This window comes from Mitsuaria sp. MSU3D (assembly GCF_056867975.1).
Map to the genome: position 1 here is coordinate 2,369,695 of NZ_CP200314.1, position 20,271 is coordinate 2,389,965.

At 67.8% G+C, this 20,271-nt stretch carries 21 protein-coding genes and 2 pseudogenes; 14 read left to right on the plus strand and 9 right to left on the minus strand.

All coding sequences use genetic code 11. The annotated features are described in order from the left end of the window. Window positions 1-5: 5 nt before the first annotated feature. The 5 genes and pseudogenes from AC1VNM_RS10315 to AC1VNM_RS10335 all read left to right on the plus strand — a co-directional run bounded on the left by AC1VNM_RS10315 (window position 6) and on the right by AC1VNM_RS10335 (window position 5,118). A complete protein-coding gene (locus AC1VNM_RS10315; RefSeq protein ID WP_483106862.1) occupies window positions 6-2,684 on the plus strand; it encodes a [protein-PII] uridylyltransferase in 2,679 nt (892 codons plus the stop codon). A 4-nt stretch (window positions 2,685-2,688) separates the two neighbouring features. Beyond that, a complete protein-coding gene (gene mnmH, locus AC1VNM_RS10320) occupies window positions 2,689-3,756 on the plus strand; it encodes a tRNA 2-selenouridine(34) synthase MnmH (protein WP_483106863.1) in 1,068 nt (355 codons plus the stop codon). Between the two features lie 103 nt (window positions 3,757-3,859). Next, window positions 3,860-4,426 carry a transposase domain-containing protein gene (locus tag AC1VNM_RS10325; RefSeq protein WP_483106864.1) on the plus strand — a complete coding sequence of 189 codons (567 nt, stop codon included), beginning with the start codon at window positions 3,860-3,862 and terminating at the stop codon, window positions 4,424-4,426. Beyond that, a pseudogene (locus tag AC1VNM_RS10330) lies at window positions 4,381-4,611 on the plus strand (IS66 family transposase); the annotation flags it as partial. The gene AC1VNM_RS10325 and the pseudogene AC1VNM_RS10330, both read left to right, overlap by 46 nt. A 120-nt stretch (window positions 4,612-4,731) precedes the next feature. After that, a complete protein-coding gene (locus tag AC1VNM_RS10335) occupies window positions 4,732-5,118 on the plus strand; it encodes a hypothetical protein (protein ID WP_483106865.1) in 387 nt (128 codons plus the stop codon). Between the two features lie 82 nt (window positions 5,119-5,200). Here AC1VNM_RS10335 and AC1VNM_RS10340 read toward each other — a convergent pair whose 3' ends face one another. The 5 genes and pseudogenes from AC1VNM_RS10340 to AC1VNM_RS10360 all read right to left on the minus strand — a co-directional run bounded on the left by AC1VNM_RS10340 (window position 5,201) and on the right by AC1VNM_RS10360 (window position 8,736). Continuing rightward, window positions 5,201-5,536, minus strand: coding sequence for a 1-deoxy-D-xylulose-5-phosphate synthase (locus AC1VNM_RS10340; RefSeq protein ID WP_483106866.1), 336 nt, complete (start codon window positions 5,534-5,536; stop codon window positions 5,201-5,203). 505 nt (window positions 5,537-6,041) lie between these two features. Beyond that, window positions 6,042-6,389 (minus strand): FKBP-type peptidyl-prolyl cis-trans isomerase, encoded by a 348-nt coding sequence (locus AC1VNM_RS10345; RefSeq protein ID WP_231993353.1) that lies wholly within the window; start codon window positions 6,387-6,389, stop codon window positions 6,042-6,044. A 33-nt stretch (window positions 6,390-6,422) separates the two neighbouring features. After that, window positions 6,423-6,767 (minus strand): annotated as a pseudogene (locus AC1VNM_RS10350) (FKBP-type peptidyl-prolyl cis-trans isomerase); the annotation flags it as partial. 77 nt (window positions 6,768-6,844) lie between these two features. Continuing rightward, window positions 6,845-7,777 (minus strand): tRNA glutamyl-Q(34) synthetase GluQRS, encoded by a 933-nt coding sequence (gluQRS, locus tag AC1VNM_RS10355; protein WP_483106867.1) that lies wholly within the window; start codon window positions 7,775-7,777, stop codon window positions 6,845-6,847. Next, the gene (locus AC1VNM_RS10360) at window positions 7,777-8,736 is read right to left on the minus strand and encodes a LysR family transcriptional regulator (RefSeq protein WP_377154224.1); all 960 of its coding nucleotides are present in this window, start codon (window positions 8,734-8,736) and stop codon (window positions 7,777-7,779) included. Before AC1VNM_RS10360 ends, gluQRS begins: the two co-directional genes overlap by 1 nt. Before the next feature lie 132 nt (window positions 8,737-8,868). Here AC1VNM_RS10360 and AC1VNM_RS10365 point away from each other — a divergent pair, with 132 nt between their 5' ends. From AC1VNM_RS10365 to AC1VNM_RS10375, 3 genes are all read left to right on the plus strand, one after another. Further along, entirely contained in the window at window positions 8,869-9,591 is a 723-nt protein-coding gene (locus AC1VNM_RS10365; RefSeq protein ID WP_377154222.1) for a pirin family protein, read from the plus strand. Window positions 9,592-9,703: 112 nt separating this feature from the next. After that, window positions 9,704-10,195: a hypothetical protein gene (locus AC1VNM_RS10370; protein ID WP_483106868.1), complete on the plus strand. Its 492-nt coding sequence runs from the start codon at window positions 9,704-9,706 to the stop codon at window positions 10,193-10,195. Between the two features lie 114 nt (window positions 10,196-10,309). Next, the gene (locus tag AC1VNM_RS10375; protein WP_377154217.1) at window positions 10,310-11,017 is read left to right on the plus strand and encodes a DUF599 domain-containing protein; all 708 of its coding nucleotides are present in this window, start codon (window positions 10,310-10,312) and stop codon (window positions 11,015-11,017) included. 42 nt (window positions 11,018-11,059) lie between these two features. Here the strand turns inward: AC1VNM_RS10375 and clpB are convergent, their stop codons facing one another. From clpB to AC1VNM_RS10390, 3 genes are all read right to left on the minus strand, one after another. Continuing rightward, window positions 11,060-13,672: an ATP-dependent chaperone ClpB gene (gene clpB / locus AC1VNM_RS10380; protein WP_483106869.1), complete on the minus strand. Its 2,613-nt coding sequence runs from the start codon at window positions 13,670-13,672 to the stop codon at window positions 11,060-11,062. Window positions 13,673-13,924: 252 nt separating this feature from the next. Continuing rightward, a complete protein-coding gene (gene crcB, locus AC1VNM_RS10385) occupies window positions 13,925-14,311 on the minus strand; it encodes a fluoride efflux transporter CrcB (protein WP_377154211.1) in 387 nt (128 codons plus the stop codon). Next, complete coding sequence (locus tag AC1VNM_RS10390; RefSeq protein ID WP_483106870.1) at window positions 14,308-14,805, minus strand: molybdenum cofactor biosynthesis protein MoaE; 498 nt, start codon at window positions 14,803-14,805, stop codon at window positions 14,308-14,310. The genes crcB and AC1VNM_RS10390 overlap by 4 nt, the downstream gene beginning before the upstream one ends. 202 nt (window positions 14,806-15,007) lie before the next feature. Between AC1VNM_RS10390 and AC1VNM_RS10395 the strand changes: the two genes are divergently transcribed. The 6 genes from AC1VNM_RS10395 to AC1VNM_RS10420 all read left to right on the plus strand — a co-directional run bounded on the left by AC1VNM_RS10395 (window position 15,008) and on the right by AC1VNM_RS10420 (window position 19,269). Continuing rightward, a complete protein-coding gene (locus AC1VNM_RS10395; RefSeq protein WP_377154206.1) occupies window positions 15,008-15,475 on the plus strand; it encodes a Panacea domain-containing protein in 468 nt (155 codons plus the stop codon). Next, window positions 15,465-16,085: a hypothetical protein gene (locus AC1VNM_RS10400; RefSeq protein WP_483106871.1), complete on the plus strand. Its 621-nt coding sequence runs from the start codon at window positions 15,465-15,467 to the stop codon at window positions 16,083-16,085. Before AC1VNM_RS10395 ends, AC1VNM_RS10400 begins: the two co-directional genes overlap by 11 nt. A 130-nt stretch (window positions 16,086-16,215) precedes the next feature. After that, the gene (locus AC1VNM_RS10405; protein WP_483106872.1) at window positions 16,216-16,935 is read left to right on the plus strand and encodes a type 1 glutamine amidotransferase; all 720 of its coding nucleotides are present in this window, start codon (window positions 16,216-16,218) and stop codon (window positions 16,933-16,935) included. 189 nt (window positions 16,936-17,124) lie between these two features. Next, a complete protein-coding gene (locus AC1VNM_RS10410; protein WP_483106873.1) occupies window positions 17,125-17,613 on the plus strand; it encodes a hypothetical protein in 489 nt (162 codons plus the stop codon). A gap of 170 nt (window positions 17,614-17,783) precedes the next feature. Beyond that, complete coding sequence (locus AC1VNM_RS10415) at window positions 17,784-18,293, plus strand: DUF2306 domain-containing protein (protein WP_377154194.1); 510 nt, start codon at window positions 17,784-17,786, stop codon at window positions 18,291-18,293. Between the two features lie 226 nt (window positions 18,294-18,519). Continuing rightward, complete coding sequence (locus AC1VNM_RS10420) at window positions 18,520-19,269, plus strand: glutamine amidotransferase (protein ID WP_483106874.1); 750 nt, start codon at window positions 18,520-18,522, stop codon at window positions 19,267-19,269. 61 nt (window positions 19,270-19,330) lie between these two features. Here the strand turns inward: AC1VNM_RS10420 and AC1VNM_RS10425 are convergent, their stop codons facing one another. Beyond that, on the minus strand, window positions 19,331-20,257 hold the full coding sequence (locus tag AC1VNM_RS10425; RefSeq protein WP_483106875.1) for an RNA ligase family protein: 927 nt from the start codon (window positions 20,255-20,257) through the stop codon (window positions 19,331-19,333). Window positions 20,258-20,271: the final 14 nt, after the last annotated feature.

Sequence of the window (20,271 nt, forward strand, 5' to 3'; positions counted from 1 at the left end):
CGCCCATGAACGCCAGGACGCCCGGCGAGGTCGGCGTTTCTTCAGACGTCGCGTCGAGCGTTCCGTCGAACGTTCCGTCCGCCGCCCTGTCGGTCGCCGAACTGCGCCAGCACTTCAAGAGCGGCAAGCAGCTGCTGCTGGACGACTTCGCGGCCGCCAAGGCCAGCGTGTCCGCGGCAGCGCGCCTGATGCGGCTGCTGGCCAAACACGTCGACGGCACGCTGCAGGCCTTGTGGACGCAATCGGGCATCGCCGCGGCGGCGCCTGAAGCCGCCCTGGTCGCGGTCGGCGGCTACGGACGTGGCGAGCTGTTCCCGCATTCGGACGTCGACGTCCTGCTGCTGCTGCCCGACACCTTGCCGGACGGCGTCACATCCGACCAGCCCGGTCCGCTCAAGCACGCGATCGAGGCCTTCATCACCGCCTGCTGGGACATCGGGCTGGAGATCGGCTCTTCGGTGCGCTCGGTCAAGGAATGCCTGGACGAGGCCGCCGGCGACGTCACGATCCAGACCGCGCTGCTGGAGTCCCGCTGGCTGGCGGGCGCCCGGCCGCTGGTCAAGCGCTTCGACCTGGCCTTCCGCGCGGCCGTCGATCCGCGCGCGTTCATGCGCGCCAAGACGCTGGAGATGCGCCAGCGCCACACCAAGTACGAAGAGACGCCCTACGCGCTCGAACCCAACATCAAGGAAAGCCCCGGCGGTCTGCGCGACCTGCAGGTGCTGATCTGGATCGCGCGAGGGGCCGGACTGGGCAAGACCTGGCCACAGCTGGCCGCCAAAGGCCTGATCACGCCCTTCGAGGCGCGGCAGCTCCAGCGCAATGAGGGCGTGCTCAAGAGCATCCGCTGCCAGTTGCACCTGGCGGCGAAGCGGCGCGAAGACCGGCTGGTGTTCGACCTCCAGACCTCGGTGGCGGAACGCTTCGGCTACGAGTCGACGCGCTCGCTGCGGGCTTCCGAGAAGCTGATGCGCCGCTACTACTGGGCGGCCAAGGCGGTCACCCAGCTGAACCAGATCACGCTGCTGAACCTGGAAGAACAGATCAACGGCACCCTCGGCAAGGAGCTGCGGCCGGTCGACGAGCGCTTCCTGGAACGCAGCGGCATGCTGGAGATCGCGAGCGACGATCTCTACGAGCGCGAGCCGCACGCCATCCTCGAGACCTTCCTGATCTACCAGCAGACGCCCGGCATCAAGGGGCTGTCGGCGAAGACGCTGCGCGCGCTCTACAACGCGCGCGGACAGATGAACAGCGCGTTCCGGCGCGATCCGGCCAACCGCGCGATGTTCATGCGCATCCTGGAGGAGCCGCAGGGCCAGACGCACGCTTTCCGGCTGATGAACCAGACCTCGGTGCTGGGGCGCTACCTGTGGGTGTTCCGGCGCATCGTCGGGCAGATGCAGCACGACCTGTTCCACGTCTACACGGTGGACCAGCACATCCTGATGGTGCTGCGCAACATCCGACGCTTCTTCATCCCCGAGCACACGCACGAGTACCCGTTCTGCTCGCAGCTGGCGGCGCAGTTCGACCGGCCGTCGGCGCTCTATGTCGCGGCGCTGTTCCACGACATCGCCAAGGGTCGCGGCGGGGATCATTCCGACCTCGGCGCGGCCGAGGCCAAACGCTTCTGCCGCGCGCACGGGCTGCCGAAGGCGGACGCGGCGCTGGTCGTGTTCCTCGTCGAGCACCACCTGACGATGTCGCGCGTCGCGCAGAAGGAGGATCTGTCGGATCCCGAGGTCATCCAGCACTTCGCCCGGCTCGTCAAGGACGAGCGCACGCTGACGGCGCTCTATCTGCTGACCGTGGCCGACATCCGGGGGACCGGACCCAAGGTCTGGAACGCGTGGAAGGGCAAGCTGCTCGAGGACCTCTACCGGCTGACGCTGCGCGCGCTGGGCGGTGCGAAGCTGAACATGGCCGCCGAGATCGAGGCACGCAAGCAGGAGGCGCGGCAGGAGCTGGCGCTCAAGGCGCAGTTGCCGGGCACCGAGGACGCGTTGTGGAAGACGCTGGACCTGAGCTACTTCGCGCGTCATGACGCGCCCGACCTCGCCTGGCACGCGCGGGCGCTGTGGCGCCATGTCGAGAGCACCGTGCCCGTGGTCCACGCGCGGCCGTCACCGGTCGGCGAAGGCCTGCAGGTGCTGGTCTACGCGAAGGACCAGCAGGACCTGTTCGCGCGGATCTGCGGCTACTTCGACGGCGCCGGCTTCAACATCCTCGACGCCAAGGTCCACACGACGCGCAGCGGTTATGCGCTGGACACCTTCCAGGTGATCGCGCCCGAGCTCGATCTGCACCACCGCGACCTGACCGCGCTGGTCGAGTCCAAGCTCGGCCAGGCGCTGGTCGCCCCGGGGCCGCTGCCCGAACCCCGCAAGGGTCGGCTCTCGCGGCGCGTGAAGAGCTTCCCCTTCACCCCGCGCATCGCGCTGCGGCCCGATGAACGCGCGCAACGCTGGCTCCTGTCCGTCAGCGCCACCGACCGCGCGGGTCTGCTGTACGCCATCGCCCGCGTGCTGGCGCGGCATGGCATCAACCTGCAGCTCGCCAAGGTCTCGACCCTCGGCGAGCGCGTCGAAGACACGTTCCTGCTCGACGGCGCGGCCCTGCAGCAGAACAGGATGCAGCTGCAGATCGAAACGGAATTGCTGGACGCGCTCGCGGTGCAGTGAGGCGATGAGCCAGTACCACGTGATCCCGTCGGCCGAGGCCTTCGCCCGGCTCGACGAGTTCAGCAGCGTGATCGATGTGCGGTCGCCCGGGGAGTTCGAGGAAGACCACCTGCCCGGCGCCCTGAACTGGCCCGTGCTCGACAACGACGAGCGGCGCGTCGTCGGCACGCTCTATCGGCAGGATCCGCTGGAAGCGCGCAAGCTCGGCGCGGCGATCGTCGCGCGCAACATCGCCAACCAGCTCGATGCCAATCGGCCGCTGATGCGCAAGCATTGGCGGCCGCTGGTCTACTGCTGGCGCGGCGGCCAGCGGTCCGGCGCGATGAACTGGTTCCTGAACCAGATCGGGTTCAAGTCGCTGCAACTGGTGGGGGGCTACAAGGCTTTTCGCGGCGAGGTGATCAAGACCCTGGCGGAGCAGCCGGCGAGATTCGACTTCGTCGTGCTGTGCGGGCGGACGGGATCGGGCAAGACGCGGCTGCTGCAGGCGCTTGCTGCCGGCGGCGAGCAGGTGCTGGACCTGGAGGCCATCGCGCGCCATCGCGGCTCGGTGCTAGGCGCCCTGCCCGATCAGCCGCAGCCCAGCCAGAAGGCCTTCGATACGGCGTTGTGGCAGACGATGGTGAAGCTCGATCCGTCACGGCCGGTGTTCGTCGAAAGCGAGAGCCGCAAGATCGGCGGGGTGCAGTTGCCCGAACCGCTTCATCTGCGATTGAGGCAGCACGGGCGCTGCGTCTGGATCGACATGGCCGACCCAGGGCGGGTGCAACTGCTGCTGGAAGACTACGCCCACTTCAAGGCGGATCCGCAGGCGTTCAACTCGCTCATCGGAGGGTTGGTCGCGCTGCGCGGCCGGGAACGCGTGGGACGGTGGCAAGCCATGGCCCTCAGCGGACAGTGGGCGGAAGTCTTCGGGGAGCTCATGCGGGATCACTACGACCCCGGATATGAACGATCGCTCACCAACCACTTTCCGCAACTCGCCAATGCGCCGCGGGTCACCATGCTCGACGGTAGCGGGGGGGAAACCGGCAAGGCCGCTCAAGAAGTCATCGCGTTGGCTCGCGGGTGAAATCAGGCTTGCTCACCGCGTGAGAGCCCGCCGGGTCTCGGCCCGGCAGCCGAGTCCCTTTGTCAGCCGACAAAGGAACCAAAACGGCTCTGACGACGCTCATATGCGCTCGCTGTGTGGCCGTCGTCGCTCTCACGCTTCGCTCGCGAGACTCCTCCAACGATGCCCTCAAACGACCACCACCGGAGTCCTCGCACCACCTCTCTCTACAGGCTTGCTCGCTTCGCTCGTCGCGCCAGCCACTCAACGCGGTCCGCGTCCGCCTTGCACGCTCGCCCCTAGCGGGGTCTCGCAACGTCTCACCGTTCGATGTCTGGCTCAGAGGTCGTCCAGGTTTCGCCGTATCGGCGTAAACGTCCTGGCAAGTCATGTTGATCCACTGAGCCGTGGCAATGCCGAGCAGAAGGCGCTCTTCGACGAGGCGGTCGATGCTGACCTCGCTGCGCTGGAAGCACAGCTGGTCGAGCTGATGATGGTCAAGCGCAAGGACACTGAGCCCGCGCCCGAGCGGCCCAAGCGCGCGGCGCTACCCGCCCACCTGCCGCGCGCGGAGCGCCACCACGAACCCGACAAGGGCTTGCCCACCTCGGACCTGCTCGCCCATGTGCTGGTGGCCAGCCGAAGGTACCGGATGGATCATCGACCGCCAAGGCAATGGACTACAGCCTGAACCGGTGGGCGGCGCTCACGCGCCTTCTCAGCAACCCCGGCCTGCCCATCGACAACAATGTCGACGAACCGCAGATCAGGCCGTGGACCACGGGGCGCAAGAACTGGCTATTCGCTGGGTCGCTGCTCGCAGGGCGGCGCGCCGCGGCCCTCATGAGCCTCACCCAGACAGCCAAGCTCAACGGGCGAGCGATTTGACGGCCACACGCGCCGTCTCGGAATTCGCGGCCGTCCGGTGGGGAGCCCCACAATCACAGAAGTACGCCAAGTGAAGCACTCTCACACTGTGAGCTTTGGACTGCCGCCATGATCAAGTTCTTGTCCACCATCCTGAAGTACGCGTGTCCGCTGCTAGTTGTGTTGCTCCCGTGCGTTATGGCAGTGGGCGCAATGTCACCATGGTCGGTGGCTCAAGAGGCGCTTGGTCCAAGCGCAGCGCGGGAGACCGTTTTGATCGGCTGGTCTTACCGCGCTCAATCCTCTGGCACCGTAACCCGCCAGAGGCGTGAACAGACCTATGCGGTGATGCCTACGTTGAAGACGATCACCGTTATTGAAGAAGACGGCAAGGTACGCACTGAAGAAGAAGCACATGGCCTCGTAGGCGCCTTGGCCGGCTACGCATTGGTGTGTGTTGGGACCTGGTGGTTCTGGTTTCGAAATCGGTCAGCTGAAAGCGCAAAGACCGCTTAGGTCCTGGGTCTCGGTCTCTGAGGCACAGCAGCAAACACTGGCGGCTCCGCAACAAGGCGCCGGACACGGGCGCTGGACGAAGTCAACATGACATGCCCGTCCGCTTACGTTTCGGCGGCCGCTCGTGTCCGCGTATCGTGGTCCAGTACTCGTCCCAGACATCGGCATCGACCGCAGGTCGTTGATGGGTCGCGTAGAGACTGTCCTGTCCATCCTTGCGCGGACCGGAGATCCAGTAGATGTCGCCCGTTTCCACGTCGAAATAGTTCGACTTGAAGCCTTGGCCCTTCTGACTCTGGAATGACCTGCCGTCGTAGTACAGCGTCGCGCCCGTCTTCGAGAACGTGACGCGACCAATGCGTGCTGGCCCAGTGAGTCCACCACTCTTCGACTCGATGTACATGATCCGTTGCTTCATGACGCCTCCCCGCTGACGCCATCAGAGCGTCACCAGCCAGTCTCGCACCATCGATGGCGGATGCCATTCTTCACACCACGACTCGACGGCAACGGCAGCGGCAGCGGCAACCGCAACGGCCACCGCCACGACAACGACAACGACAGAGGACCGCTTCGCTGCGAGACCCCGCTAGGGGCGAGCGTGCAAGGCGGACGCGGACCGCGTTGAGTGGCTGGCGCGACGAGCGAAGCGAGCAAGCCTGTAGAGAGAGGTGGTGCGAGGACTCCGGTGGTGGCCGTTTGAGGGCATCGTTGGAGGAGTCTCGCGAGCGAAGCGTGAGAGCGACGACGGCCACACAGCGAGCGCATATGAGCGTCGTCAGAGCCGTTTTGGTTCCTTTGTCGGCTGACAAAGGGACTCGGCTGCCGGGCCGAGACCCGGCGGGGTGCAGGGAGCAGAAAGTTCAGCCGACAGGCCGATCAAGCATCAGCCGATCAGCCGATCGACCGGTTCCCTCACCCGATCAAACGGCCAGCAATTCCACTTCAAACAGCAGCGTTGCATGCGGCGGAATCACACCGCCTGCGCCGTACGCGCCGTAGCCCAGTTCCGACGGAATGACGAGGAAGCGGGTCCCCCCGACCTTCATCCCTTGGACGCCTTCATCCCAGCCCTTGATGACTTCCCCAGCGCCGAGGTGGAAGCGGAACGGATCCCGCCGATCCTTGGAGGAATCGAACTTGCGGCCTCGCTGCCCGTCCTTGTAGAGCCACCCGGTGTAGTGGACGGTGACGCGCTTGCCGGCTTCGGCGACGGCGCCTTCGCCTTCCTTGACGTCTTCGAACTGGAGTCCGCTGGCGGTGGTCGCCAGCTTGTTCAGTTCGATGGCTTCCACGCCGCCGGACACGCCGAGCAATTCCACCTCGAACATCAGCGTCGCGTTGGGCGGGATCACACCGCCGGCGCCGCGCGCGCCATACCCGAGCTGCGGCGGGATGACGAGCACGCGCGTGCCGCCGACCTGCATGCCCTGGACGCCTTCATCCCAGCCCTTGATGACCATGCCGCCGTCGAGTTCGAACTCGAACGGTTCGCCCCGGTCCTTGCTGGAGTCGAACTTGGTGCCCTTCTCGCCGTCCTTGAAGAGCCAGCCGGTGTAGTGCACTTTCACGTCCTGGCCGGCGCGGGCGGTCGCGCCGGTACCGGCGGTGGTGTCGTCGTATTGCAGGCCGCTGTCGGTCGTCTTCATCGAAGGTTCCTTGAAAGGGGGACGCTGGTTCGCGTCCCGAAATGCAAAGGCGTGATCATGCCAGCCGCCGAAGGTCCTTACACCGGGCGCTGCCGTACATGCCACGCCGCCACGGCGCGGGCGAGCCACTCGGGCACCGTCCGCGCCTCCAGCGCCGGCAACCCGAGTCGAGCGCCGGCGCGCCGCAATCCGGCAAGCGGGTCGCCCAGGTCCAGGGCCTGGGCGCCGTTCTGCTTGGAGAGCTTCTCGCCGTTCTCGCCGAGCACCAGCGGCGTGTGCAGATAGCGGGGCCGGGGCAGGCCGAGCAATTCCTGCAGCCGGATCTGCCGGGGCGTGTTGTCGGCGAGGTCCTCGCCGCGGACGACGTCGGTGATGCCCTGCCAGCCGTCATCGACGACGACCGCCAGCTGATACGCCCAGAGCCCGTCCGCGCGCTGGAGGACGAAGTCGCCGACCTCGTCGGTCAGGTCCTGGGACTGCCCGCCGAGGCGGCGGTCCCGCCAGTCGATGCGCAGAGGCGCCTCGCCATCGACGGTCGACGTGCTCCGAAGCCGCCACGCCCGCGCGGGCTTGCCGTGCAGCCCGTGCCGGCACGTACCCGGGTAGACGAGCTCCCCATGCCGCTCCCGCTGGCCGCCCAGGGCGGCGATCGCTTCAGCGATGTCCTTGCGCGAGCATCCGCACGGGTAGGCCCAGCCCGCGGCGATCAGCCGACCCAACGCAGCCTGGTAGGCCGCATCACGCTTCGACTGCCAGATCGGCGGCTCGTCCGGCAGCAGCCGGACCTGGGCGAGCTGCGACAGCACCACGGCATCGGCACCCGCCGGACAGCGCGGCCGGTCGACGTCCTCGATCCGGATCAACCACCGCCCGCCATGCGCCCGGGCATCCAGCCAGCTCGCCAATGCCGCGACCAGCGAGCCCTCATGCAAGGGCCCCGTGGGCGACGGCGCGAACCGGCCGACGTAGCCGCGGCCCGCCGCCCGGTCCGCCGCTCGGTCCGCCAGCATCACAGCAGCAGGCCCTCGTGCTGCTCGATCAGCGAGCGCCGCGTCGTCTCGCTCCGGAGCCGGTCCAGCCACCAGGCCAGCGCCTTGGCCGGGCGATGGCCGTTGCGCCACGCGTAGTGCATGGGCGAGATGCGCTTGCCCTGGAAGGTCTCCTTCTGGACCAGCCGCCCCGCGTCCACGTGCCGCCGCACCATCGGCGTCGGCAGCGAACCCACGCCCAGACCGCGCAGCAGCGCCTCGAGCTTGATCGCCATCGACGGCACGGTCAGCACCTCCTGCCCGGGCACCACGCCGACGGTCATCGGCGCGAGGCTGCGCGCCGTGTCCGCCACGGCGACGATGCGATGCCGCGCGATCTCGGCCGAGGTCAGCACCCCCTCGAAGCCCGCCAGGGGGTGATGCGGCGCGACGCAGAACACCATCTCCATCGGCCCGAGCACCTCGCAGACGACCGAGCTGCCCGGCGGCTGCGCGCTGGTGCCGATCGCCAGATCCGCCTGGCCGGAGATCAGCGCCTCCCAGGTCCCCGACAGCACCTCGGTGCGCAGCTTCAGGCGCGTCGGCGGCGGCTTGCCGTCCTCGGCCTGGAGATAGAAGGCCTCCATCAGGTCGAAGATCGCGCGCCGCGCGATCGCATCGTCGAAGGCGATGGTGAGTTCGCTCTCCCATCCCGTGGCGACGCGCTTGACGCGGTTCGCGACCGCATCCATCTCCTGGAGCAGCCGGCGACCTTCGGTCAGCAGCTCGTGCCCGGCCGCCGTCAGCACCGCCTGGCGCGAACTGCGGTCGAACAGCAGCACGTCCAGCGCGTCCTCGAGCTGCCTCACCGAGTAGGTCAGCGCCGACGGCACCTTGCCCATCTCCCGCGCCGCCGCGGCGAAGCTGCCGCTGCGCGCGATGCTGTCCATCATCGCCAGCGCTTCCGGCGTCAGCACCCGTCGTTTGTCTTGTTGAGCCATTCCTTCATCTTATTTGAATGCTGGCTTCAAGCCCCCTCCCCCTCGGCAGAGGCCTGCTTCCCTACAGTGAGTCCATCGCCAACCAGCAGGCCCTCTCCACCACACCGGGGGGGCTACACAAGGAGCATCGACATGCGTGAAGTCATCAAGTCCTCGGATCGCGGCTACGCCGACCACGGCTGGCTCAAGAGCTTCCACAGCTTCTCGTTCGCGGACTATCACAACCCGCGCCGGATGGGCTTCGGCCCGCTGCGCGTCATCAACGAGGACCGCATCGCCGGCGGCACCGGCTTCGGCACGCACGGCCACCGCGACATGGAGATCATCAGCTACGTGCTCAGCGGCGAGCTGGCGCACCAGGACAGCATGGGCAACGGCACGCCCGGCGGCGCCAACGCGGGCGTGATCCGTCCCGGCGACGTGCAGCGGATGAGCGCCGGCACCGGCGTGCGGCACAGCGAGTTCAACCACTCGAAGGACGGCCAGACCCACTTCCTGCAGATCTGGATCATGCCGGACCGCCAGGGCGTGACGCCGGGCTACGAGCAGAAGCACTTCGCCGACGCCGACAAGCGCGGCAAGCTGAGGCTGGTCGCTTCGCCGGACGGCGCGCAGGACTCGGTGTCCATCCATCAGGATGCGCGCTTGTACGCCGGACTGTTCAACGGCGATGAACGCGCCGAGCTGCCGCTGGCCGCGGACCGCATCGCCTACGTGCACGTCGTGCGCGGGCAGGCGACCGTGAACGGCGAAGCGCTGGGCGCCGGCGACGCGCTCCAGCTGGCCAAGGAGGCGGGCGTGACGGTCGAAGCCGGCCAGGACGCCGAGGTGCTGGTGTTCGACCTGCCGGTCTGAGCCCGGCGGGCGGGTGTGAACCTGCCCGCCCGGGCCCGGCACTTCGTCGCTTCACTCCGAGAGGCGGACCCGTCGCATGCCGCGGCGGGCCGCCGACGGATGGAGATTGCGGATGAAGCCCGGCGCCTTGACCTTCCCGATGCCTCCCCTCACGGCTGATCCCGTCGGTGCGGCCCTCCCGGCCGCCTTGCCGTCACTGATCCGCCAGTTGACGGGCCTCGCCGACTGGCCCGAGGACCATGGCATCCGCGTCCGCCTGCGCGGGCAGTACACGCCGCTGGTGTACGCGCGGGTCGCCACGTCCAGGCACGTGGTCGAGATCCTGTTCGATCCCTCGACCGGCCACTACGAGTGCACCAACTGCCAGGCGATCGACTTCATGCTGCCGACGTCGATACCGGACGAAGCGCAAGGCAGCTTCGTCGTCGCGGTGATCCGCGGGCTGAGTGCCGCGGCGGCGACGGCCCTTCTGAACGCCGCCATCGCGCTGCTCGAGCCGTGCTGGCCCCACTGGGCCGCGCTGGCCGATGCCGGCGGCATCGCGCTCGACGACGCGGGTTCCGCGGTCCTGCCCGACGCCGTGCGCCGCAAGCGCGCCGCCTGAACGCCGACTGAGCGCCGCATGAGCGCAGCCTTGGCGCTGACCCTGGCACCGCGCCCTGGGAGCGCATCCGTGAAGCACCCCTTGGCGCTCTCAGGGCGCCTCTACACTCGCGCGATGCAATCGCTTCGACAACTGCTGGCCGCGCTGCCGCTGCTCGATTGGGCCTCGCTGGGCCTGTTCTTCCTGGCCTGGATCGGCTATGCCCAGTTCTCCAAGCGCCATGCGGACGGGCGCGGCTCGCTGCTGGCCATCACCAACCGCGTGCGGCGCCAGTGGATGCTGCAGCTGACCTACCGCGAGATGCGGGTGCTGGACGGCGCGGTCAGTCAGGCGCTGCTGTCGAGCCCGTCCTTCTTCGCCTCCACGACCATCCTGATCATCGGCGGCCTGCTGGCCGCGCTGGGCGCGAGCGAGCAGACCAGCGCCCTGGTGCTGGGGCTGCCGTTCGCGGTCAAGACGAGCACGCTGGTCTTCGACATCAAGCTCGCGCTGCTGACCGGCATCTTCGTGTACGCCTTCTTCCGCTTCACCTGGAGCATGCGGCAGTACACCTTCGGCGCGCTGCTGGTGGCGTCCGCGCCGGAGGCGGGCCAGTTCGCGCAACTGGGGCCGGATGCGCGCGAGGAATTCGCCGACCGCGCCGGCGCGGTCGTCGGCATGGCGGCCGAGGCCTTCAACGACGGCTTGCGCGGCTACTACCTCGCGTTCCCCGTCGTGGCCTGGTTCTTCTCGCCCTGGGCGCTGGCCCTGTCCACCGCCGGCGTGCTCTACGTGCTGTACCAGCGAGAGTTCAGATCGGAAGTGCTCGAAAAACTGCGTTGAGGCGCCGAGCCGGGCAAGACCCGGCACCGGCGCCCCGCGGCGTCAATGCACCACGCGTCCGAAGTTGAACTCGCCGGGCTCTCCGGCGGGTGAGGTCTCGACGCTCACCGGGATCACATCCTTCGGACCGAAGCGGCCCTGCAGGATCAGCTTGGACAGCGGGTTCTCGATCCGCTGCTGGATCGCGCGCTTGAGCGGCCGCGCCCCGAAGACCGGATCGAAGCCGACCTTGGCCAGCTCGGCGAGCGCCTCCTCGCTGACGTCGAGCTTCATCTCCAGCTTGTCGAGCCGCTGCTCGAGCTGACGCAGCTGGATCCGCGCGATCGACTTGATGTGGTCCGCGCCCAGCGCATGGAAGATCACGGTCTCGTCGATGCGGTTGAGGAACTCGGGCCGGAAATGCGCCTTGACCTCGCCCCACACCGCGTCGCGGATCACCTCGTCGGGCTCGCCCTGCAAGGCCATGATGTGCTGCGAGCCCAGGTTGGACGTCATCACGATCACGCAGTTCTTGAAGTCGACCGTGCGGCCCTGGCCGTCGGTCAGGCGGCCGTCGTCCAGCACCTGCAGCAGCACGTTGAACACGTCCGGATGCGCCTTCTCGACCTCGTCGAGCAACAGCACGCTGTAGGGCTTGCGGCGCACGGCCTCGGTCAGGTAACCGCCCTCGTCATAGCCGACATAGCCCGGAGGCGCGCCGATCAGGCGGCTCACGGAGTGCTTCTCCATGAACTCGCTCATGTCGATGCGGATCATGTGGTCCTCGCTGTCGAACAGGAAGCCCGCCAGCGCCTTGCACAGCTCGGTCTTGCCGACGCCGGTCGGGCCGAGGAACAGGAAGCTGCCCAGCGGCTTGTCCGGATCGGACAGCCCCGCGCGCGAGCGCCGGATCGCGTCCGCGACCGCGACGATCGCCTCGTCCTGGCCGACGACGCGCTCATGCAGCTTCTCTTCCATCTGCAGCAGCTTGTCGCGCTCGCCCTGCATCAGCTTGGCCACGGGGATGCCGGTGGCGCGCGCGACCACCTCGGCGATCTCCTCGGCGCCGACCATCGTGCGCAGCAGCTGCGGCTGGCTCTTGTCCTTGGCCTTGCCCATCTCCTTGGCCTGCGCCTCGTTCAGGCGCTTCTCCAGGTCGGGCAGCTTGCCGTACTGCAGCTCGGCGACCTTGTTGAAGTCGCCCTTGCGCTTGAGTTCCTCGATCTGGAACTTGATGCGGTCGATCTCTTCCTTGACGTGCGCGGAGCCCTGGGCCTGCGCCTTCTCGGTGGTCCAGATCTCTTCCAGGTCGTTGTACTCGCGCTGGAGCTTGAGCAGCTCTTCCTCGATCAACGAGAAGCGGCGCTGGGAGCCCTCGTCGGTCTCCTTGCGCACGGCCTCGCGCTCGATCTTGAGTTGGATCATGCGGCGGTCGAGCCGGTCCATCGCCTCGGGCTTGGAGTCGATCTCGATCTTGATCTTGGCCGCGGCCTCGTCGATCAGGTCGATGGCCTTGTCGGGCAGGAAGCGGTCGGTGATGTAGCGGTGCGAGAGCTCGGCCGCGGCGACGATGGCCGGGTCGGTGATCTCGACGCCGTGGTGGACCTCGTACTTCTCCTGCAGGCCGCGCAGGATGGCGATGGTGGCCTCGACGGTGGGCTCGTCGACCAGCACCTTCTGGAAGCGGCGCTCCAGCGCGGCGTCCTTCTCGACGTACTTGCGGTATTCGTCGAGCGTGGTCGCGCCGATGCAGTGCAGCTCGCCGCGCGCCAGCGCGGGCTTGAGCATGTTGCCGGCGTCCATGGCGCCCTCGGCCTTGCCGGCGCCGACCATGGTGTGGATCTCGTCGATGAACAGGATGATGCGGCCTTCATCGGCGGCGACTTCCTTGAGCACCGACTTCAGGCGTTCCTCGAATTCGCCGCGGAACTTGGCGCCCGCGAGCAGGCCGGCCATGTCCAGCGACAACACCCGCTTGCCCTTCAGGCTTTCCGGCACTTCCTCGTTGACGATGCGCTGCGCCAGGCCTTCGACGATGGCGGTCTTGCCGACGCCGGGTTCGCCGATCAGCACGGGGTTGTTCTTCGTGCGGCGCTGCAGCACCTGGATCGCGCGGCGGATCTCGTCGTCGCGGCCGATCACCGGGTCGAGCTTGCCGGCGCGGGCGCGCTCGGTCAGGTCCAGGGTGTACTTCTTCAGCGCCTCGCGCTGGCCTTCGGATTCCTGGCTGTCGACCTTCTGGCCGCCGCGCACGGCTTGGACCGCCGTCTCCAGCGCCTTGCGGGTGAGGCCGTGGCCGCGCACGATGCCGGCCAGGTCGCTCTTGGCGTCGGCCAGGGACAGCAGGAACATCTCGCTGGCGATGAAGTGGTCGCCGCGCTTGGAGGCTTCCTTCTCCGCGTTCTGGAGCAGCCCGATCAGGTCTCGGCTGGGCTGGACCTGCTGGCCCTCGCCCTGCACCTGCGGCAGGCCGCCGAGGATGCCGTCCAGCGCGCTCTTGAGCGCCGGGACCTTCACGCCGGCGCGCTCCAGCAGCGCCTTCGGGCCCTCGTCCTGGGCCAGCATCGCGGCCAGCACGTGGACGGGTTCGATGTAGGGGTTCTCGCGCGTCACCGCCAGGCTTTGGGCCTCGGCCAGCGCTTCCTGAAACTTCGTGGTGAGCTTGTCGACTCGCATGGGAAATAACCTCCGTTGCGACCGAAGTGGGGAGTGTGTCCCCATATTTCAAGACGCTGCGGAACGCGGCAAGGAGGATGCCCAACGTGGCGACGGCTACCGGAGGAGCGATGGGGACACCCTCTCCTTCGATCGCCGCTGCGGTTCACCCCTGCTCTTTACCGTGAGCTCCCACCCCATCCCCGCCCTCCAAGCGGGCGGGGCGCAGCCACCCCACCCCCACCCGCCCCCACGGGGCGGGAGCCATTCACTTCATGCGAGGGATTGGGTCAGCATCTGCATGACCTTGAGCCCGGCCGCCGCGGCGGCCAGGGATCCCACCACGTGGGCGGCGGAGTGCGAGAGCGCCATCAGGAACTCGCCGCGCTGCAGCAGCGACAGCGATTCGCCGGAGAAGGACGAGAAGGTCGTGAGGCCGCCGAGGAAGCCGGTGACCAGCAGCAGCTTGAGCATGTCGTTGGGATAGCGCCCGAACCACTCCAGCGCCATGCCGATGAGGAAGCCCCCGACGATGTTGACGGCCAGCGTGCCGAGCGGAAAACCCTGCCACTTCGTGTTGAGCATCAACCCTGCGCCCCAGCGCGCGAGCGCGCCGCCCGACGCTCCGACGGACACCGCCGCTACCTGCATCCAGCTCATCGACCGTTCCCCTCCACGTTGATGCCCCACCGCGCGAGTGCCTCGTCGTCGGCGACGCGCGCGTCCACCCAGCGGGCGCCGTCCGGTCCGTGTTCCTTCTTCCAGAACGGCGCCTGCGTCTTCAAGTAATCCATCAGGAACTCGCAGGCCTGGAACGCCTGGCCGCGGTGGCGCGAGCTCACGAGCACCAGCACGATCTGGTCACGCGGCTGCAGCGCCCCGACGCGGTGGATGACCCGTGCGCCGCGGATGTCGAAGCGCCGAAAGGCCTCGTCGATCATGGCCTCGATCGCGGCTTCGGTCATGCCGGGATAGTGCTCGAGCTCCATCAGCGAGACGGGCGTGCCGTCCGCGCCATCGCGCACCGTGCCGACGAAGCTCACCACCGCGCCGACGCCGCCGTCCTCGGCGCGCAGCGCCAGCGTCTCGGCGCTGAGGTCGAAGTCGGCGGTCTGGACGATGGCGCGCGGCGGGCGCGGGGACTGCAAGTTCATTCCGGGATTGTGGCATTGCGCCCTCAAGGCCTCGGGCGCTGCGTCGACCGCGCCTGACGTCCGCAGGCCCGCTCGCCCACCGATTCAAGTGGGCGTCGCCATCGACATCAGTGGGTGGACGAGTGGATTGCACTTGTACGAGCCATTTCGCATGAAACCAACAGCTCTCAAGATCTGCCGTTCCAGTCTTCAAGGAAGCCTCATGTCGATCTCACCGCAACTGGACGCCATCCACCGACTGATCATCGAATGCCATCGCAAGTATTTCGACGAAAGCCCCTCCCCCAACAAGCTGCAGAAGCTCTGCTACTACGCCCAGGGCTACAGCTTGGCGGAGGGTCGCGCACTGTTTCCGGAGGACTTCGAGGCGCGTCAGAACGGCCCCACCATCGCGGAGCTTCACGCCAAGTATGGGAGTCTTCAATGGCACCCGATCGATGCGCAGTGGCACACGCCGCTGGAAGACGCTCCGGGCTATCAGACCGTGAGAGAAGTCGTTGCCGCCTTTGGCCGGTTCGACGGGGCAGCCTTGTCGAACATGACCCACAACGAGGCTCCCTGGCTCGATGCGCGCAATGGCCTGCCGGAAAACATGGGCAGCCGCGAACTCATCAGCAAGGACGCCATGCGGAAGTACTTCCTCACGCAGCTCCCCGAAGATGAACGATAGCTTCCCTCGATTCGATCGAGCCGCCACCTACAAACAGAAGCCGCCGCTCCTGCGCGTTTCATTTGAGTTCATTGACTGGGAGACAGACCTGTTCTTCCTGCATGGATTCGACGCCGAGTTCTACGTGCGCCTATTCACTTGCCTTCAGACCATCCAGACCTGCACGGTTGAGCAGATGTCGAAGCGGCATATTCCCGGCCTCGGGTGCAAAGCGATCTTCAAGACGGACACTGGCAGCCGCGACGCATTTCCACGACGTATCGTTGCCCGCATCGCCACGATGCTGAGCAGGGAACAGGGTTCCCTGGACCCTGAACAGGACGCGCTCCACATCGTTCAACAGGCCTTTGAGGTCAGCATGGGCAAGAACCAGGGGCGCCTGCACGGGTTCCTATGGAATACAGCATTCAACTTGGTCTGGTTCGATCCGGCGCACAACCTCTATCCCGGCAACCAACGGATTCGCGGCCCTCGCGATGTGATGCAGATCAAGACCGGCTCTCACGAACAATTGCTCCGCCTAAAGGATGAGAACGCGGCCCTGGTCATCGAGAACGATCGTCTGGCGCGAGAGTTCGAGGAACTCCTGTCTGTCTGGGCCGAGAAGTGATGCTGGCCCGGGCTCTTGATGCATTCTTGAGACACGAGGGCCGGGTCTTGCCCCGACCTTGATGCGCGGCTCCCTACGCTGGAGACCTCGCAACAACGGCGCGCACGCCGCGCCCCTTCGCATGAGACCGGTGTTGATCCTTCAGCACGAACCCGCGCAAGGTCCGGGCTACCTGCTCCAGTGCCTGCGCGCGCACGACGTGCCGGTGCATCTGCTGCGGCCCGACCTGGGCGACACCCTGCCGCGGACCGCAGGCGCGTTCAGCGGCCTGGTGCTGCTGGGCAGCGATCACGGCGTCAACGACGGCACGCCCTGGATCCGGGCGGAGCAGGCCCTGCTGATCGACGCGCTGCGGCTGAGCCGGCCGATCCTGGGCCATTGCTTCGGCGCGCAGCAGCTGGCGCGCGCCATGGGCGCGGGCGTGGCCCGCAATCCGCGGCCCGACATCGGCTGGCGCGAGCTGTGGATCACGCCCGCCGCGCGCGGACTGTTCGGCGGCGAGGATCGCCTGCTCAGCTTCAACTGGCACTACGACAGCTTCCAGATCCCGGCGGGCGCGACACGGACGCTGTTCGGCTCGAACTGTCTGAACAAGGGGTTCTCGCTGGGCCCGCACATCGGACTCCAGAGCCACCTGGAAGTGACCGAGCAAAGCCTGCGCGACTGGTGCGCGCAGGGACGCGAAGAGCTGAGCCGCGGACGCGGCGTGACGGTGCAGAGCGAGGCCGAGATCCTGGCCGCCCTGCCCGAGCGCCTCGCGCGCCTGCGCGGCGCGGCGACGAGCGTCTATCGACACTGGATCGGACAACTGGATCGGCCACCCGTCTTCGGCCGCGCACGCGCCGCCTGATCCTGACCGGTCTTCTTCGCATGGCGGTCGAGTACCTGCACCCCTCCCCTGTGGCATCCGACCGGCCTGATCGGAATTGATTGCTCCGACGGGGCAGCGGTCGAATCAACGTCGATGGATTTCCACTGACCCCGTGCGCCGCCGCCCATGAGTGACGCACGCGTGTCATCAACCAGCAGGAAATCATCAATGAAAACCAGCCGCACCACCGATTACAGCTCCCTGTCCGACTACCAGGACATGGCCCCTTACCAGCAGGCCGAAAGCGACTGTCGGACACCGTGGGAGCAACGGGGGGCAGCCGGGTTGCTGTCCAACCAGGTGCCCGGCGAGCAAGGCCGAGTCGCCAACGGGCAGAACGACCCGATGCGACCGAAAAATGCGCCAGCCACCCACCTGCCGTCGGGCCTCGCCGCGCTGCCTGCAGGCAATGGCGTTCTTCCCAGCATCTCGAACCGCGCGTCCGGCGCGTATGCCGCGCCCACGCCGAGCAAAGATCGTCCCGCGACGTTGCGGCCGGCACGGACCCCGCGGGTTGACGAAGCGCGTCGCCATGGGAGCGTCTTCGAGGACGCTGCCCTGCGAAATACGGGGCGACTCGGCGTCGTTGGCGATGTCGGTCGCGGCAACGGGCCGGAGCTCCCCGCTCGCCGATATCGCCAGAGTGAGATCGATTGAACCGGCGGCCGGGCGGCACCGTCTACTGCGGGTGATCGCCTCCGGGAAACCCCGCCCTGAGTCCTCCCCCATCCGACCGATGCGCGCGCCCCCGGGCACCCCCTAAGGTGTCCGCAGGAGCGCGCCGCGCTCCGGCCCGCCGCGGCGACGCGGCTCAGCAGGGAGCACACATGTTCGGTCTGACCCTCCTTGGCGCTGTCCACACGGCGTTCGCACTGGTGGCCCTGGTGGCCGGCTACGCATTGATCTTCCGGACCGGCCGCATCGAGGGCCAGTCCACGCTCGGTCGCACCTACCTCTGGTGCACCGTCATCACCTGCCTGACGGCGTTCGGCATCTTCCGTCATGGCGGCTTCAACATCGCCCACGTGCTGGCGATCGTCACGTTGGTCACCTTGGCCGTCGCCGTTGCGGCGCATCGCACGCGCTTCCTCGGCGGCCTCTCGCCGTATGCGGAGACGCTGGGCTACAGCTTCACGCTGTTCTGCCACATGATCCCCGGCCTGAACGAGACCTTCACCCGCGTGCCGGTCGGCGCCCCGCTGTTCACCGGCCCCGACGACCCGGCGCTGCAGAAGGCGATCGGGGTCGTGTTCCTGCTCTTCGTGATCCTGATGGCCGTGCAGGCCTGGCGCATCCGCAAGGGCCCCTCGGCGGGACGGCAGCCGCATCCCGCCTGATCCGATCCGGATCACCTCCCGGTCCGGACCGCTGAAGATTACGTCGGGCAGCGTCGGCACGAATCGACGAGTTGACGCGAGGACGAGTTGCCGAATTGGCGGAGGGTCCGATGGACGAATGGACGCGTCGGCTGGACGATCGGATGCGTCCTGAACGGTGACGGGCGTGGCGGGCACGGATACTGCGCCCGTCCTCACCTCCTCGCGCGCCCGTCGCGTCATTCCGATGTCCACGCCCAAGACCGTCCTTGCCGTCCGCCATCTGGCTTTCGAAGACCTCGGCCTGCTGCAGCCCGTGCTGGCCGAGCGCGGCTTCGAGCGCTTCCTCACGCGGGACGCAGGTGTCGATGATCTGCGCGACGTAGACCTCGATGCGGTCGATCTGCTGGTCGTGCTCGGCGGCCCGATCGGCGCCTATGACGACGCGCTGTATCCGTATCTGAACGACGAGATCGCGCTCATCCGCCGACGCCTCGATTCGCGGCGGCCGCTGCTCGGGATCTGCCTCGGCGCGCAACTGATGGCGCGGGCGCTGGGTGCCGACGTGCGGCCGATGGCGCATGGCCGCAAGGAGATCGGCTTCGCGCCGCTGACGCTCACCGAGTCCGGCCGCGACTCCGCGCTCGCGCCGCTCGCGAGCGGTGCGAGAGGCGTGGTCGACCAACCCGTGCTGCACTGGCATGGCGACCAGTTCGAGATCCCGGCAGGCGCGACGAGCCTCGCCACCACGCCGCTGTGTCCGAACCAGGCCTTCGCGATCGAGGGCTTCGCGCTCGCGCTGCAGTTCCATCTGGAAAGCGATCCCGCACGCCTGGAGCAATGGCTGATCGGCCACGCCGGCGAGCTCGCGCAGGCGCGCGTGCCGCTGGACGCGCTGCGGCGCGACGCCGCCACGCATGGCGCGGGGTTGCGGGCCGCGCTCGGCGCGGTGGTCGACGGCTGGATGGCGGACTGGCCTCCATCTGTCGGGCAATAGACGAGGCCCCGATCGGCCGACCCGATGCGGGTCGACGTCTCGACCCCGTTCTCCGCAGGCCTCAAGCGCAGCGTTGTTCCGCGGCCTCGACCGCCATCGCCTTCAACGCGCCGAGCGATCGCAGCGACTTCACGCCGACGTCCCGCCAGGTGACAGTCGGCTCCGCGGCGAAGAGGTCCGCGCCGGGCGCCAGCGCGTTGGGCAACAGCGCGCCCATCGGTGCCAGCGGCGCACGGGTCGGCATGGCCGCCGCCGGCACCCTCGGATCGGCGGGAGTGTCGTCGCCCGCGCTCAGCCGGAAGCGGGCGACCACGCCGTGTGCTTCTTCCACGGTGACGAGGAGTTCCGCCGGACGGATATCCTCACCGGGGCGCGATGGCCACAGGTCCGCCGGCAGCGCCTCGCGCAAAGCGGCGGCCTCGAATGCGCGCCGCCATCCGGCGGACCGCGCGACCGGGCGTCGCATCAGCGTCTCCAGCCACTGCGATTGAGTCGGCATCGGTCCCGCGTACAGGACCGGCACCGACAGGACGGGGGAGCCGGCGAGCAGTGCCTCTCGCCGCGACGCCGTCAGGCAGCGCCCCGTCGCACGGTCGAGCACCTCCGTCGCGTGGAAGTAGTGAGGCAGCCGGTCGTACCAGACGCGGCGCATGGCGTAACTCCACACGCCGTGCAGTTCGTAGCGGTCGCCGAGCCGCTCGAGCAGGCGCCGCTCATGGGCCATCGCCCAGATCTTCATCGGGATGAAGGGACGTTCGCCGAAGCCACCGGCCAGCGGGCGGCCGCCGGCTCGCAGCATCAATTCGCCGCGGGGATCAAAGGAGAGATCGGCCGCAGCGCCGTCGATCAGCGCTTCGATGCGCACGTGCCGCCCCGTCAGGGCTGCGATCGGCAGGTCTGCGCCGGAGAGATCGGAGGGCAGCGGGCGAAGGCCCGCAGGGTCCCGCGCACGCAGGATCTGCGGCAGCGGCAAGGAGGTCAGATGCATGAATCCGTCGGCCT